General features: G+C 33.6%; 13 protein-coding genes and 1 tRNA gene. 8 read left to right on the plus strand and 6 right to left on the minus strand.

The genetic code is table 11. The features are described from left to right. The first annotated feature begins 4 nt into the window (after nucleotides 1-4). Nucleotides 5-2,881 (plus strand): alpha-amylase family glycosyl hydrolase, encoded by a 2,877-nt coding sequence (locus ACHRVX_RS09875; protein ID WP_395331720.1) that lies wholly within the window; start codon nucleotides 5-7, stop codon nucleotides 2,879-2,881. 89 nt (nucleotides 2,882-2,970) lie between these two features. Here the strand turns inward: ACHRVX_RS09875 and ACHRVX_RS09880 are convergent, their stop codons facing one another. The 4 genes from ACHRVX_RS09880 to ACHRVX_RS09895 all read right to left on the minus strand — a co-directional run bounded on the left by ACHRVX_RS09880 (nucleotide 2,971) and on the right by ACHRVX_RS09895 (nucleotide 6,298). Continuing rightward, a complete protein-coding gene (locus ACHRVX_RS09880; RefSeq protein WP_395331722.1) occupies nucleotides 2,971-3,198 on the minus strand; it encodes a DUF6814 family protein in 228 nt (75 codons plus the stop codon). Between the two features lie 11 nt (nucleotides 3,199-3,209). Beyond that, nucleotides 3,210-4,706 (minus strand): MFS transporter, encoded by a 1,497-nt coding sequence (locus tag ACHRVX_RS09885; RefSeq protein ID WP_395331724.1) that lies wholly within the window; start codon nucleotides 4,704-4,706, stop codon nucleotides 3,210-3,212. A 285-nt stretch (nucleotides 4,707-4,991) separates the two neighbouring features. Beyond that, on the minus strand, nucleotides 4,992-5,420 hold the full coding sequence (locus ACHRVX_RS09890; RefSeq protein WP_395331726.1) for a helix-turn-helix domain-containing protein: 429 nt from the start codon (nucleotides 5,418-5,420) through the stop codon (nucleotides 4,992-4,994). An 802-nt stretch (nucleotides 5,421-6,222) separates the two neighbouring features. Beyond that, nucleotides 6,223-6,298 (minus strand) — tRNA-Phe (locus tag ACHRVX_RS09895). Between the two features lie 98 nt (nucleotides 6,299-6,396). Between ACHRVX_RS09895 and ACHRVX_RS09900 the strand changes: the two genes are divergently transcribed. The 7 genes from ACHRVX_RS09900 to ACHRVX_RS09930 all read left to right on the plus strand — a co-directional run bounded on the left by ACHRVX_RS09900 (nucleotide 6,397) and on the right by ACHRVX_RS09930 (nucleotide 13,313). Beyond that, nucleotides 6,397-7,131, plus strand: a complete 735-nt coding sequence (locus tag ACHRVX_RS09900; protein WP_395331728.1) for a type III pantothenate kinase — start codon at nucleotides 6,397-6,399, stop codon at nucleotides 7,129-7,131. After that, nucleotides 7,124-8,356, plus strand: coding sequence for a hypothetical protein (locus tag ACHRVX_RS09905; protein WP_395331730.1), 1,233 nt, complete (start codon nucleotides 7,124-7,126; stop codon nucleotides 8,354-8,356). Before ACHRVX_RS09900 ends, ACHRVX_RS09905 begins: the two co-directional genes overlap by 8 nt. Nucleotides 8,357-8,408: 52 nt before the next feature. After that, complete coding sequence (gene lptC / locus ACHRVX_RS09910) at nucleotides 8,409-8,966, plus strand: LPS export ABC transporter periplasmic protein LptC (protein ID WP_395331732.1); 558 nt, start codon at nucleotides 8,409-8,411, stop codon at nucleotides 8,964-8,966. 2 nt (nucleotides 8,967-8,968) lie between these two features. Beyond that, nucleotides 8,969-9,163, plus strand: coding sequence for a hypothetical protein (locus ACHRVX_RS09915; protein ID WP_395331734.1), 195 nt, complete (start codon nucleotides 8,969-8,971; stop codon nucleotides 9,161-9,163). Nucleotides 9,164-9,165: 2 nt separating this feature from the next. Beyond that, entirely contained in the window at nucleotides 9,166-10,428 is a 1,263-nt protein-coding gene (locus ACHRVX_RS09920) for a hemolysin family protein (protein ID WP_395331736.1), read from the plus strand. Nucleotides 10,429-10,536: 108 nt separating this feature from the next. After that, on the plus strand, nucleotides 10,537-12,636 hold the full coding sequence (locus tag ACHRVX_RS09925; protein WP_395331738.1) for a peptidylprolyl isomerase: 2,100 nt from the start codon (nucleotides 10,537-10,539) through the stop codon (nucleotides 12,634-12,636). A 266-nt stretch (nucleotides 12,637-12,902) separates the two neighbouring features. Beyond that, nucleotides 12,903-13,313 (plus strand): hypothetical protein, encoded by a 411-nt coding sequence (locus tag ACHRVX_RS09930; protein WP_395331740.1) that lies wholly within the window; start codon nucleotides 12,903-12,905, stop codon nucleotides 13,311-13,313. A 67-nt stretch (nucleotides 13,314-13,380) separates the two neighbouring features. Here the strand turns inward: ACHRVX_RS09930 and ACHRVX_RS09935 are convergent, their stop codons facing one another. Both ACHRVX_RS09935 and ACHRVX_RS09940 read right to left on the minus strand, forming a co-directional pair. Next, nucleotides 13,381-14,301 (minus strand): GYDIA family GHMP kinase, encoded by a 921-nt coding sequence (locus ACHRVX_RS09935; RefSeq protein WP_395331742.1) that lies wholly within the window; start codon nucleotides 14,299-14,301, stop codon nucleotides 13,381-13,383. A gap of 122 nt (nucleotides 14,302-14,423) precedes the next feature. Beyond that, nucleotides 14,424-15,737, minus strand: a complete 1,314-nt coding sequence (locus ACHRVX_RS09940; RefSeq protein ID WP_395331744.1) for a hydroxymethylglutaryl-CoA reductase, degradative — start codon at nucleotides 15,735-15,737, stop codon at nucleotides 14,424-14,426. Nucleotides 15,738-15,905 lie beyond the last annotated feature (168 nt).

Raw genomic sequence — 15,905 nt, forward strand, 5'->3', positions numbered from 1 at the left:
CATTATGAAAAAAACTGTACTATTATTTTTACTTCTACTGTCGATTGTTGCGAATGCGCAGCAAATTACAGTTTCACCAGCGATATTTCAGGTCGATGAACCTGTAACGATTACGGTTTCATTTGCATCATCAACTTGTAATGAAATGGGAGCTAATCCCGCAAAAGTATATATGCATTCCGGAATTGGACCAGAAGCAAATCCCTGGGCATCTGCAAAAGGAAATTGGGGAGCTGATGACGGAATTGGCTTAATGACCAAAAATCCAGACGACACCTGGAGTATTGTTATTACGCCAAATATTTATTTTGGACTCACAACTACTCAGCAAAATGAAGCTACAAAAATGGGTTTAGTGTTTAGAAATGCAGCCGGTTCTCAAACCTTAAAACAAGCTCCTTCGTGTTCTGATTTTTTTGTAAAAGTGGGATCATTTCAGGTGAGTTTAACAAATCCTGCTGAAAATAGTGCATCGATTATAACTTCGGGTTCCGATTTTAATATTACCGCTAACAATACTAATGGAGCGGCAAGCTATTCATTAAAAGCAAACGGAAATATAATTGATACAAATGCAAGCACTTCAAATTACACCTATTCTCATACTAATATAACCAATAATCAAACTTATGAATTAGCGGTAACGCAAGGAGTTACAACAGTTGTAAAAAAGTTTTCGGTTGTTGTAAATCCCAATACGGTTTCAGAAACTATGCCGTCAGGTTTAGTTGATGGAATCAATTATAATACTGCCGATGCTACAAAAGCGACGTTAGTTCTGGATGCGCCTTTAAAAGACTTTGTTTACGTTGCCGGAAGTTTCAATAACTGGCAGCCTTCATCGGCGTATGCCATGAAAAAAGATCCGGTTTCAGGGAAATTCTGGTTAGAATTAACGGGATTGGTTTCTGGTGAAAATAATACGTATCAATATTGGGTGGTCGAAACAACTCCAATCGCCAATTCACCATCATTGGTTAAAACCGCAGATCCATATTCTACTTTAGTTTTGTCTCCTTATGATGACGCTACGATTCCGGCAACTTCATATCCTAATATGCCGGTTTATCCTGCAGGACAAAATTTTGAAGTTTCGGTATTAAAAACAGGGCAAAATCCGTACAATTGGCAAGTAACCAATTTTGCAAAACCTGAAAAAGAAAAATTAGTAGTCTATGAAGTTTTAGTTAGGGATTTTGATGCAGCCAGAAATTATCAAAGCTTAATTGACCGAATAGATTATTTTAAAAAGCTTAAAATAAATGCAATCGAATTAATGCCTGTAATGGAATTTGAGGGCAATGAAAGCTGGGGTTATAATACGTCATTTCATATGGCTTTGGATAAATTTTACGGAACATCAGATAAACTAAAAGAATTGATTGATTTATGCCATCAAAATGGAATCGCAGTAATTCTGGACGTGGCGTTAAATCACGCTTTCGGACGAAATCCAATGGTGAGAATGTGGATGAATGATCCTGATGGAGATGGTTTTGGTTCGCCAACTATCGAAAATCCGTATTTTAATACCGTAGCCAAACATGCTTATAATGTAGGTGAAGATTTTAATCATCAGTCGGTTAAAACTCAGAATTATGTAGAACGCGTAGTCAAACAATGGATTGAGGAATATAAAATTGATGGTTTCCGTTGGGATTTAACTAAAGGATTTACGCAAAATTGTACGGCAGCAGATGAGACTTGTACAAATGCCTATCAACAAGACAGAGTTGATATTTTAAAGAAATATGCTGATTATTCCTGGAGTTTAGATCCTACACATTATACGATTTTTGAGCATTTAGGTTCTGATCCCGAAGAACAGCAATGGGCAAATTACCGAATTGCCGAAACGCCAAGCAAAGGAGTTATGATGTGGGGAAAAATGACAAATCAGTACAATCAATTGTCAATGGGATACTCATCTGATAGTGATATTTCAAGAATGACAAGTACAAGTCGAGGTTTTACGGCAAATCGTTTAATGGGATATGCTGAAAGTCATGACGAAGAAAGACTGATGTATAAAAACATACAATACGGAAATTCAGGCGGAACTTATAATGTGAAAGATTTAGACACAGCTTTGTCAAGAATGTCAGCAATTGGAGCGGTTTCGTTATTAGTTCCAGGTCCTAAAATGATTTGGCATTTTGGAGAATTAGGTTGGGAAAATTCGATTTTTACGTGTAATGATAATACCGTAAACTCAGATTTTGATGCTATTTCAGGAGATTGTAAATTAGATAAAAAACCACAGCCTCAATGGGTAAATAATTGGTCAGGAAACTCAAGCCGAAATAAGATTTACAACGATTGGGCAAAAATGATTACTCTTAAAATAAAAGAACCAGTATTCTCAGGAACTGCTACAATGGCAAGTGCAAGTTCATTAGCTGTTAACATAAAAATTAGCGATAATAATTTATCAGCCACACAATTAAAAGATGTTTTAATCCTGGCGAATTTTGATGTGATTGCACAAAATATTCCAACAGGATTTCAATATGCCGGAACGTGGTATGATTTAATGGATAATACAACGATTAATGTTACAGATGTAAATTCTCCTTTAAATATACCTGCCGGCGAATACAGGATTTACGGGAATAAACCAGCCAATTTAGCCATTACTGATTTCGAAAAAGGAAACTCCGTTAATTTATATCCAAATCCGGTTTCAGATTATTTTACCTTGAATATAACCACTGTTAAAGTTCAGATTTATAGTGTTTCCGGTCAATTGGTTAAAAGTTTTAATACCAATAAAAATTCAGATTTTCAATTTGGCGTAAGCGAATTAAAAACGGGTTTATATGTAGTTAAAGCTAATGATGAAAATGGTAAAGTTCAGGTTATGAAATTTATTAAGAAGTAATATTTCGGGAAAATACCTGAGAAAGTCAAAAGATTTGGTTTTGTTAGTAATGTAAAGGGGCTGTCTGTAATGGACAGCCCTTTTGTTTGCTACAATTTTTCCTTGTTATATTCGCCAAGAACAGCAAAATAGCCAAAAGTCCCTAATCCTAAAACGATTAACGGAGTAAGAATAAAAAGAATAATAATGCCAAAGACTACGTCATCCTGTTTGTCTGAAAGTAGTTTGGGCAAACCAAATTCAAATACACAAAAATAAGCCGCTGCCACTGCGAGAATGATCCATAAAACACCTAAAATTTGTTTGACCGTATTCATAATTTATATTATTAAAGGTGATTAGTTTTGTTTTTATTATCGATATAAATCATTCCAATTACAAAGCAAACCGAAGCTATAATAATAGGATACCAAAGTCCGTCGAGATAAAATTCAGGTTTTCCGGCTTCCTTAGAATGCGTTACAAAATAAGTTGAAATGGCAGGAAGTAAGCCTCCAAAAATTCCATTTCCCACATGATAAGGAAGTGACATTGAAGTATATCGTATTTTTGTTGGAAACATTTCCACTAAAAATGCAGCAATTGGTCCGTAAACCATCGTTACAAATAAAACCTGAATGAAAACCAATAAAATCAAAGTCCATTCGTCGTTTGAATTGATAGCAATAGAAATACTGGTTTGAGCCTCTTTTTTATTCGCAAAGTGCGTCTTTTTTTCTAGAAAAACAGTTCCGTCACTATATTCCTTATGTGTCGTGTAAATAGAATCTTTATTATTTGTGATCTCAATTGTTTCTTTCGTCGCCTGAGTAAGTTCGGTTTTGTGGTTGACATCAGTAGTATTGTACATCATTTTATAAATAGGTCTGTAGAACAAAATAGCCAGCAACATGCCGCTCATCATAATATATTTTCGTCCTATTTTGTCACTGAGCCAGCCAAAAACAATAAAAAACGGAGTGCCTAATAATAAGGCAATTCCCAATAATCCGTCGACTTGCGATGAATCAATATTCATAACCGTTTTCATGAAACTCATTGCATAAAACTGTCCCGTATACCACACAACGCCTTGGCCCATTGTGGCTCCAAATAAAGCAAGCAAAACGAATTTGAGATTATATCTGTTTCCAAAACTTTCCTTTAAGGGATTTGTGCTTGTTGTTCCCTCTTTCTTTGCTTTGGCGAATGCCGGAGATTCATCCATATTTTTCCTGATCAGATACGAAACTCCCACCATTACAATTGAAACCCAAAACGGAACACGCCAGCCCCAGGTATCAAAATCTTCAGCCGAAAGAATATTTTTTGTTGCCAGAATAACCATTAGGGAAATAAATAAACCAACTGTGGCTGTAGTCTGAATCCAGGAAGTCCAATATCCTTTTTGTCCTACAGGCGCGTGTTCAGCAACATAAGTAGCCGCTCCGCCATATTCTCCGCCAAGCGCAAGTCCTTGCAATAAACGCAGAATTAACACTAATAAAGGAGCAAGAAAGCCAATCGTTTCATAACTCGGAATACAACCAATTAAAAATGTTGATCCACCCATTAATAACAAAGTTGCCATAAAAGTATATTTCCTTCCAATAATATCGCCAAGTCTTCCAAAGAATAATGCACCAAACGGACGCACTACAAATCCTGCTGCAAAGGTTGCCAAAGTTGATAAAAATGCTGCGGTTGGATTGTCACTTGGAAAGAATTTTGTCGAAATTACAACGGCCAAACTTCCAAAAATATAAAAATCATACCATTCAATCATTGTACCCATTGAAGAAGCAGAAATTACTTTCCAAATGCCTTTTGTAGAATTTTTACCCATAAACGCGATGTGTTATTAATAATTAATAAAATCATTAAGTATCATTTTACGAATATATAAGATATTTTTTTATTTAGTTAGTACTTTTTTAACAAAAACAACTTAATTATTGACTTTGGGTTTTTTGGTAGTAATTTTTTTTACCGCAGCGAACGTAAAGATTTCATCTATCAATGCTTTATAAATAAAAAAGTTCCCAAAGCTTATAAAATAAAGCTTTGGGAACTTTGCATAATCTTACCGGTTTTTGCGGTGAAATTTGTTTTTAATATGATTTTCAAAAGATTATTTTTCCTTTAATAATTTTTCAAGATATTCATTCTTTTCTTTTTCAGATTGTAATAAACGTTCGTAAAGTTTTTTGTTTTCTTCTACTGCCGCCATTAGTTTATCTAAAGGATTGAATGTTGGTTGATAATTCATGGAACTTGCAATTAAAGTAGAATTATCGGTGCTAGTGTTGTGGAAGGTATTGCTTATGATGTTAAATATCGCTTCGTCACTGTAATTCTTAATTGCTTCTGCGGATACTCCTAAAACTTCGGCAATAGCTTGTAGTTTTTCTTCATCAATAGTTTCACTTGCTTCAATATTCGAAACAGATTGCTGGCTTATTCCTATTGAAAATGCTAAAGCTTCCTGTTTCATGCCTCTAAGTTCTCTTATTCGACTTATATTTCTCCCAATATGCTTTGGTTTTGTTGCTGTACTCATATTCAAAGGTATTTAAAAACTTTTTTAAAAAATAACATTCGGTGAAAAACAAGATCGATTTGGTGAGATACAATTTTATTGCAGCTTATTATGTAGTAAACAAAAATACGATTTTCTATAAATTTTGCCACAAAGTAGAGAAAGAAAATTTATTAATTCAAGTTGCTGGTTTAAAAATTTAATAAATAAATTGGCTTTTAAAAAGTTTAATCCCTACGGGATATTTTTCTGGTAGATTTAATATTCTACTACCAATATTTAACTCCTAACGGAGTAACAAAAAAATATCATGGAGAGATTACATTTATAGACTGGATGATTTTTAACACAAAGCGCGCAAAGTTTTGGGTTGACCTGGCTTTGTGATCTTTGTGTTTATGTCCATCCTCCTTGGTAAAAAATCTTCGCGTGCTCCGTGGTAATTTTTTTCTCTCTCTAAAGTTTTTCCTATTGATCATTAAAAACTTTGCGACTTAGCGTCTTTGCGCGATTTTAAATCGGAGCTTCTGCTTTAAAAAGTTTAATCCCCACGGGATATTTTTCTGGTAGATTTAATATTCTACTACCAATATTTAACTCCTAACGGAGTAACAAAAAAATATCATGGAGAGATTACATATTTGTAGAAAATAATTTGGTAGAAAATCAATTAAAAGCGCAAATTTGGCAAGTCAGGTTAATACAAAGCTTTGCGAACTTTGCCTTTTAATAAATTGACAGTAAAAATATCTTAGCGCTCTTTTCGTTAAATTCGGTAGTTAGTGATTAAAAACAAAAAACCCGAATATTACTATTCGGGTTTTGGTGGTGCCTCCAGGGATCGAACCAGGGACACATGGATTTTCAGTCCATTGCTCTACCATCTGAGCTAAGGCACCGTGCTGATTGCGGGTGCAAAGATAGAATCATTTTTCGTTTATCCAAAACATTTTTTAAAAAAAATCAATTCGTATCTTTGTGTTTTAAAAAAGGAAACATGATTTTAACTGTCGATGTTGGTAATACCAGAATTAAAGCAGCTGTTTTTGAGGGAAATACTGTTCTTGGAAATTTTGTTTTTGAGAAAAATGAACTTCAGGAAAAAATAGAAAATATTTTAAAAAAATTTCAAAACTGCTCAGATTTGGTTGTTGCTTCGGTAGGGAATATCGAAAAACAATCTTTTTTGTCTTTCGAAAAATACTTAAATATTCATTTTTTAACTCATGAAGATGTTTTTCCTTTTGTAAATAAATATGCAACCCCAAAAACTTTAGGAATTGACAGAATGGTTTTGGCTGCCGGAGCCACTTTACAATTTCCGAAACAAAACAGGTTAGTTGTTGATGCGGGAACTTGCATAACCTACGATTTCATCGACGAAAACGACAATTATTTGGGCGGAGCGATTTCTCCGGGTTTGCGATTGCGCTATGAAGCTTTGCACAACTATACGGCTAAACTGCCTTTGCTGACCTTTGAAACACCGGAACTATATATAGGAAACTCCACAGCGCAGGCGATTCATTCCGGAGTAGTCAATGGCTTCGTCTATGAGATTGACGGTTTTATCGATGAATATCGGGCAAACTTTTCAAATTTTATAATAATTTTAACGGGAGGAGATGCAGATTTTTTGGCTAAACGATTAAAAAATACCATATTTGCCAATTCAAATTTTCTTTTAGAAAGTTTGAACCAAACATTTCAATATAAAATCGACAATGATTAAAAAAATTATAGTAAGCGCATGTTTGCTTATCTCGTTCGTTTCATTTGCTCAACAGGGTACAGCTTCTCCTTATTCTTTCTTCGGGATTGGTGATGTGAGATTTAAAGGAACCCTTGAAAACAGGTCTATGGCAGGAGTTTCGGTAGAGCAGGATAGTATCCATTTGAATATTGAAAATCCAGCAAGTTATGCCAGTTTGGGACAAACTACTTTTACAATTGGAGGAACATTTGGCTCTTCAACATTAAAAACGAATGAAGGATCTGCTAAAGCACAAAGATCAACTTTTGATTATTTAGCGATAGGAATTCCAATGGGAAAATTCGGAGCATCATTTGGTTTGATTCCCGTGACTTCAGTTGGATATAAAATTCAAAACGACAATACAGGAACAGACGGAGCTACAAGTACACAACTTCAGGGAAAAGGCGGAGTTAATAAAGTGTATTTTGGTTTAGGATATAAAATTAAAAAAAACTGGACTATTGGGGCTGATGCTCAATATAATTTTGGTAAAATCACAACAACAAGCGTAGAGCTGGTTACGGGAGTTCAAAATGCGACTGCAGAAACAAATACGTCTGAATTGTCTGGTGTTGGTTTTAGCCTTGGTACAATGTATCAGACTAAGATTGATAAAAAACTAACTTTATTTACGAGTTTAAGTTATGCTTTTGCTACTAATTTAACGGCAGATAATACAAGAGTTATTGCAGTAGATGGTGATGCAGATCCTGTTGTAGGTGATCCTCATGAAGATAAATTAAAGTTACCTAATAAAGTAACATTTGGTGTTGGTATTGGTGAGCCAAGAAAATGGCTTGTAGGTACAACAGCTTCTTTTCAGGGGAACGGACAACTTGCAAATTATTACAATGCTGCAGACAATGTAAGTTATGAAAAGTATCAAAAATATGCAGTAGGTGGATATTTTATTCCTAATTATGCATCTTTCACCAGTTATTTAAGCAGAATTACATACAGAGCCGGACTTAAATACGAAAAACTTGGTTTGATAGTTAATAATCAATCAATCAATGATATTGGAATGAATTTAGGAGCAGGAATTCCTCTTGGAAATGGTTCTTTTTCAAATGTAAACGTAGGTTTGGAATTTGGAAAAAGAGGAACTATGACTGCTGATTTAGTTCAGGAAAATTATTTCAATGTTAGTTTGAGTTTCTCTTTCAACGACAGATGGTTCGTGAAAAGTAAATTCAACTAAGCATAAATTTTTATGTTTTTCTAAGCTCATTACAATTTACTACATTTGGCAAATGAATTTACCAAAGAGATATATTATAAGCGTTGTCACAGTTATTACTGTGACACTGTTTTTTGGATGCGAAAGTAATTTTAAGGATGTTCAAAAAATTAACTTCTCAGAGTTTGTTCCGGGAAGTGACGCAGATACCGTTAATATAAAATATACCGATTCCGGCCGTATAACAGGAGTTTTAAAAAGCCGCAAGATGCTGGATTATTCCAATCTGGATTTTCCTTTCACCGAATTTCCAAAAGGAATAGATGTTACTTTATATGATAAAAAACAAAAGCGTACTTTTATCGTTTCAAATTATGCTGTGTCGTATAAACCAACTCAGGTAATTGATTTACAGGGAAAGGTTAAAATAACGTCAGAAACAGGGCAAATGCTCGAAACGGAGCAATTGTTTTTTGATCAGAAAAACGAATGGTTTTATACCGAAAGAAAGTTTAAGCTTACTGATGCAAAGGGCGTTTCTTACGGGCAGGGAATAGATTTTAGTAAAGATTTTAAAGTGATTAATTCGCAACGTGTAAGCGGTGAAATTGAATCAGACGAAAAAATATAATTATGGGCATTTTAAAATATACACAATATCTTTATTTAATAATTGCAGCTGCCTTCATTTATGATGGGGTTACTAAGCTAATTTCACATACTGAAAATGCGTGGTTAAGCTTTATAATTGCAGGTGTGAGCATTTTTATGTTTTTCTTCAGGAGAAAATATGCCAAGAAATTTGATGACCATTATAAAAAACAATAAAAATGGAGATTAGTATTATAATACTATGTTTAATACTATCAGCGTTTTTTTCAGGAATGGAAATAGCTTTTATTTCCTCGAATAAAATTTATCTTGAAATCGAAAAGAAACAAGATAATTTTTTATCTCAAATCCTGACCAAACTTACAGAGAATCCCTCAAAATTTATAGCCGCAATGCTTATTGGTAACAATGTCGCATTGGTAGTGTATGGTTTTTATATGGGAGATTTGATTCTGGAATGCATTATCAAATTAGGATTTCATTTCTCTAATTTAACAAGTTTAGTGGTTCAGACGATTCTCTCGACTTTTATCGTTTTAATAACCGCAGAATTTTTTCCGAAAGTATTTTTTCAGATTTATGCCAATTCATTAATTAAGATTTTTGCAATTCCGGCCTATCTGTTTTACAGATTGTTTTACTATATCTCGACTTTTTTTATTTGGATTTCGGATTTTGTTTTGAGAAAATTTTTCAAAACAGAAGGCGATCAGGTGCAATTGTATTTCAGTAAAATCGAACTCGGTAATTATATTACAGAGCAAATGAATTCTGTCGAAGATGATGAAGAAGTAGATTCGGAAATTCAGATTTTTCAGAATGCATTAGAATTTTCAGGTGTAAAAGCGCGTGATATTATGACGCCGCGAACTGAAATTGTTGATATCGATTTATTTGACAGTATTGCCGACTTAAAACAATTATTTGTAGAAACAGGATACTCTAAAATAGTAGTGAGCCAGAATTCGGTGGACGATATTGTGGGTTATGTGCATTCATTTGATTTGTTTAAAAAGCCGAAAACAATAAAGTCAGTTTTAATGACCGTTGAGTTTGTGCCACAAACCATTCTGATTAAAGATGCGTTGAATTTATTAATCAAAAAACGCAAAAACGTAGCCGTTGTTTTAGATGAATACGGAGGAACTTCCGGGATAATTACAATTGAAGATATAGTCGAAGAACTTTTTGGCGAAATTGAAGACGAACACGATTCAGAAGAAGAAGAGCTGATTGAAAAAGAGTTAGGCGAGGGTAAATATTTGTTTTCGACACGCTTAGATGTTGAATATCTTAACGAAACATATAAATTGAATATTCCTGAAGAAGATTCTTACGGAACATTGGGAGGTTTTATTGTGAATTCTACCAAGGAAATCCCTCAAAAAGGCGAGGAAATAGTGATTGACAGCTATTATTTTGTAATTGAAGAGGCAACAAATAAGAAAATTGAATTGGTTAAATTGACAATAAAAGAGTGATTTTTTAAATTAATAAAAAAAATTGTGTAAAATAAAACGCTAGTTGTATTGTTATTAACTAGATAATTGTATTTTCGCAAACTGAATATAAAATTAACGATAATAAAAATGGCAGTTTTAGCAAAAATTAGACAGCGTTCCGCTTTATTGATAGGAGTTATTGCACTTGCATTATTTGCATTTATAATACAAGATCTTTTCACTAGAGGAAGTTTCGGTCAAAGTTCAAAAGATGTGGGAAGCATCGATGGAAAAGATATTTCATTTGAAGACTTTAGAGTTAAAGTGAGTAATGTTGAAAAAAGTGGACAAGGAATTACTTCCACTGAAGCTGCAAACAGAGTTTGGGACCAAGAGGTTTCAATCGCATTATTATCAGCTCAATTTGATAAATTAGGATTAAGAGTGGGTGAAAAACACTTACTTGAAGTTTTAAAATCAGATCCAAATATTGGTAAAAACCCAATGTTCTTAAACGCAGCAGGCGGTTTTGACGTTGTAAAATTTAAACAATACTTCAAGACTAATCCTGAAGCAGCCCAATATCTTTCTGAAAAAGAAAAAGATGCTGAATTGAATGCAAAATTTCAAATCTACAATACATTAGTAAAATCAGGTCTTTACACTACAGCTAGTGAAGGAAAACTGAAATATGAAATGGAAGCTAACAAAGTAAACTTTGCTTATGTTGCTGCACCATATTCTTCTATTAAAGATAGTGAAGTTAAAATTTCAGATTCTGACATCGTTGATTATATGAAGAAAAACGAGAAAAAATTCAAAGCGGATGCAACTCGTGAAATTCAATATGTTTTAGTTGAAGATAAAGCGTCAAAAGAAGACGAAGCTGAAATCAAAGCTAAAATCACAGGTTTACTTAACGGAAGAGTGGAGTACAATGCAAAAACCGGTAAAAATGATACTTTGCCAGGATTTAGAAATGCGACTAACATTGCTGAATTTGTAAACTCAAATTCTGATGTTCCTTACGATTCAACTTATGTGGCTAAAAATTCTTTACCAGCAGTAGATGCTGATAAATTATTCAGTTTGCCGGCAGGATCAATTTACGGACCATACGTTTTTGGAAGATATTATGCTATTTCTAAATCTTTAGGATTTAAAGCTGGTGTTAACGCAAAAGCAAGTCATATCTTAATAGGTTACACAGGATCTCAGACTCCAAACCAAAAAGAAAAAAGAACAAAAGAACAAGCTAAAGCTAAAGCAGAAGAAATTCTTGCTCAGGTTCAGGCAAATCCGGATAGTTTCATGATGTTGGCATTTACAAGTTCTGATGATCCATCTGCACAACAAGGTGGTGATTTAGGATATTTTAGTCCAAACCAAATGGTAAAACCATTCAACGATTTCGTATTCAATAACGGAATTGGAAAAGTTGGTTTAGTTGAAACTCCTTTTGGATTTCACATTATCAAAATTACGGATAAACAAGACGGAATTCGTTTAGCTACAATCGCTCAAAAAATTGAGCCTTCTGAAGCTACTTCTGATAAAGTATTTACATTGGCAACTAAATTTGAAATGGATGCTGCTGATAAAGATTTTAATGCTACTGCAAAAGCGTTAGGTTTAAAAGTATCTCCTCCTGTAACAGCAAAAGCTATGGATGAAGCGTTTGGTCCTTTAGGAAATCAACGTAACATTATTAGATGGGCATATGATAAAGAAACGAATGTAGGAGATGTTAAGCGTTTTGAAATTGCTAATATTGGTCACGTAATTGCTCAGTACAAAAGCGAAAACAAATCAGGTTTAGTATCTGTAACATTAGCAAGACCTTATGTAGAGTCTATCTTGAAAAACAAGAAAAAAGCTGAAATGCTAAAAGCTAAATTAACAGGTTCAACAATCGAAGCTGTTGCTAAAAGCGCTGGTGTTGCAGTTCAACAAGCTGCTAACGTAACTTTAGACAATCCGGTTTTACCTGGTGGAGTTGGACAAGAGCCTAAAGTTGTTGGAAATGCATTTGCATTAGCTGCAAACAAAATTTCTGCTCCAATTGAAGGAAACACAGGAGTTTATGTTGTAAAAAACATTAGTACTGTAAAAGCACCTGCTTTAACGAATCACGCTGAGTATGTTGCTAAAGTAAAAGCTCAAAGTGCATCTGATGCAAGCAGAATTTTACCAGCGTTGAAAAACAATGCTAAAATTGAAGATAACAGATTGCAATTTAACTACTAGTTTTTAGTAGAGAAAATCTAAATATAAAAACCCGGAACGTCCTTACAGATGTTTCGGGTTTTTCTTTTTTACTAAAATTTTTATTGTTTTTGTAATAATAATCTACGCATTTTCTTCAATTATATAGGAATAATCGAAATACAAATAAAAAATTTGTGATATTCAAAATATTGCAGTTAATTTGTTAAAATTTTTATTTTAACATTTAAATAAAATGACCAAAAGAGCTATGACTGAATACTTTAATTACGGGGAATTAAATGTTTATGTTTAATTTATTAAAGAAAAGACCGAGAGTATATTCTAAAATTGAAAATCATATTTTTGGAATAATTACGGAGCTTTTAAAACTCGGCACTACTGACATCAATAGTGATGAATTGGGCGGTAAATATTATTTAAGTAACGAAGAACAGCATTTTAAGGTTACCATTATGAGTAACGATTATGTGATCAGGTTAACAAATACTCGCGATTCTGTAGCTGAAAAATACGACAAACTTTTTGTTGAAGATGTTTTGAAAGCTGTAAAAGAGGAGAAACACCGCAGAATGGAAGTGGTATATGATTCTATTACAAATAGTATTGAAAAAATGGCGGAGCGTTTGCACAATACTCTTATAGAATCTAATGAGCTGGAAACTCAAAAAGTTCGACGTCTTGAAAAATCATCATAATAAGAAACAAAAAAAGTAAACTGGAAAGTTTACTTTTTTTGTTTTAAGAAGGTTTGAAATAAATAATTTATTCCTGTAAAATCATTTCATCATAAGAAAGGATTATTTTATAACCTTTTTCAGAAAAATATACTGTTGGGTCTTCTTCTGAAATTACCATTACAAAATCTCCGCCCCAGGCACCAAGACTTTTAATTGTGCCATTAAAATCAGCAAAAGAAGCTTCTTTAATAGTTGGCATTTCCAGTATTGTACTCAAATGTGTTTCGTGTTTTTCTGCAGCTAATGCAAATTCATTTGCAGTTTGTGCATTTAAAAGAGTATCTGTGATTTTATTATTGTCTAAAATAGTTTTCTCCAGATTCCCATTTCTGTTATTGTAATAGGCGTTTATGGCAGCTTTACTGTTTTGTTTTTTATTTAAATAGACAAAATAGATGTTTTGTGTAAAATCAGGATGAAATTCTACAGTTTCAACTATTGGTAAATTCTGTTCTAATCGATATACAATTGGTGTATTATTTTGTGCGCAGGCAATATCGTAACCGCTGCCTCCAAAACTGTTTTTTAATAGCGTAAAAGCGTCAATATTGGTCCATTGAGCAATATTGTTCAGCAATGTAGAAGAGGTGCCTAATCCCCAGTTTTTTGGAAACGTAAGTTGTGTGCTTATTATATACCCTTCGGCATTATTAATGAAATGAGGATTTAAAAGATAAGCTTCATGTAAAATCTGAATTAAAGTTGTTTTTACCGTTTCGTTTTTTGAATCAGTATTATTTATAATTTCAGAAAATGAAATTGTGTCTTCGTACCAAAGATGTCCATCAAAGTCATAACTTTTCCATTGTATTTCCTGGTTTGAACCATTTTCTACAATTAAATTTTGTCCAAATTTTGTGGGTAACGCAAATGCTTTTGCACCATCTAAAACTAAATATTCTCCTGTAATTAAGAGTTTTCCGTTACTGTAAAAGGTTGTTTTCATTCTTTGTTTTTTAGCCCCGATAGAAGTGGAAATCCTTTTGCTTTTTTCTTTAAAAAGTAAAAGATTGCAACGGATAGCGGGAATAGCTCCTTATCCTTCAACTTTGATTGGGTTTGCTTAGACTACTTTCTCAAATTTTCAATAAACTCAACAACCGCACTGTGTGAAACGGCATTTTTCTTAAAATGAGATTTAATTAAACGGCGTTCTTCTTCGGTGGCTTCAAATTGGTTGATGATGTTGTTTAAATGCATTTTCATGTGACCTTCCTGAATTCCGGTTGTAGTTAAAGAACGTAAAGCGGCAAAGTTTTGCGCCAAACCTGCAACAGCAACAATTTCCATTAATTCTTTTGCGGATGGTTTTTCAAGTATTTCAAAACATAATTTCACTAAAGGATGTAGAGAAGTTAATCCGCCAACGGTTCCTAAAGCTAATGGAATTTCAAGCCAGAAAGTGAAAATTCCGTCTTCGATTTTTGCATGAGATAAACTCGCATATTGACCATTTTTTGAAGCGTAAGCATGAACTCCGGCTTCGACAGCTCTAAAATCATTTCCGGTTGCGAGAATCACAGCGTCAACTCCGTTCATAATTCCTTTGTTGTGTGTTACGGCCCTAAAAGGTTCGACTTCGGCAATTTGAACTGCTTGTACAAAACGCTCGGCAAATTCCTGAGGATTTGTAATATGTTTTTCGGTTAGATCTTCGATTGGACAGGAAACTTCGGCTCTAACGATGCAATTAGGAACATAATTAGATAAAATACTCATCACAACTTTTAGCGTTTCGTCATCTGAAAATAAATCAGAATTTTGAAATTCATCTTTTAAAGTTGTTGCAAATTGCTCTAAACAGGAGTTAATAAAGTTGGCTCCCATGCTGTCTTTTGTTTCGAAAGTAGCATGAAGCTGAAAATAATTCTCAAGTAAACTTCTTTTGTCTTTTAGTTTAATATCTAAAATTCCGCCACCTCTTTGCTGCATGTTTTTAGTAATGCTTTGTGTGTCAGAGAAAAAATTAGGTTTTATTTGGTCAAAGAAAGATTGTAGTTTTTCGGCATCTCCATTATAGGTAAAATGCACTTGTCCAATTTTTTGAGTGTCGATTACGGTTGCTTTAAAACCGCCTCTTGTTGACCAGTATTTTGCTGCTTTTGATGCGGCAGCAACTACTGAACTTTCCTCAATTGCCATTGGAATTGTTTTGTACTTTCCGTTAATTAAAAAATTAGGAGCAACTCCTAGTGGAATATAAAGGTTTGTAATAGTGTTTTCGATGAATTCATCATGCAATTGTTGTAGCTTTTCGTCTGAATTCCAGTAATTTCTTATAATCGTAAGCGCTTCTTCAGGGTTTGAAAAATAGGTATTGGCGATCCAGTTTATTTTTTCTTTTTTGGATAATTTCGAAAATCCGGCAACGGCGTTGTTCATTCTCAGTATTTTAAATAATAAAGTTGCGGCAAAGATACCATTTTAAGAGTTTTGTTTATAATGTATTTGAAATTTGAAAAGCACGCAATCGTTATTTTTTTTAACATTTAACAGTTGAAATGCGTATTATGTTCATTTTTTTTACTAAAATTGGGGTCTTTTTTATAT

The sequence above is a fragment of the Flavobacterium sp. FlaQc-47 genome, from assembly GCF_044006475.1.
Lineage (GTDB): Bacteria > Bacteroidota > Bacteroidia > Flavobacteriales > Flavobacteriaceae > Flavobacterium.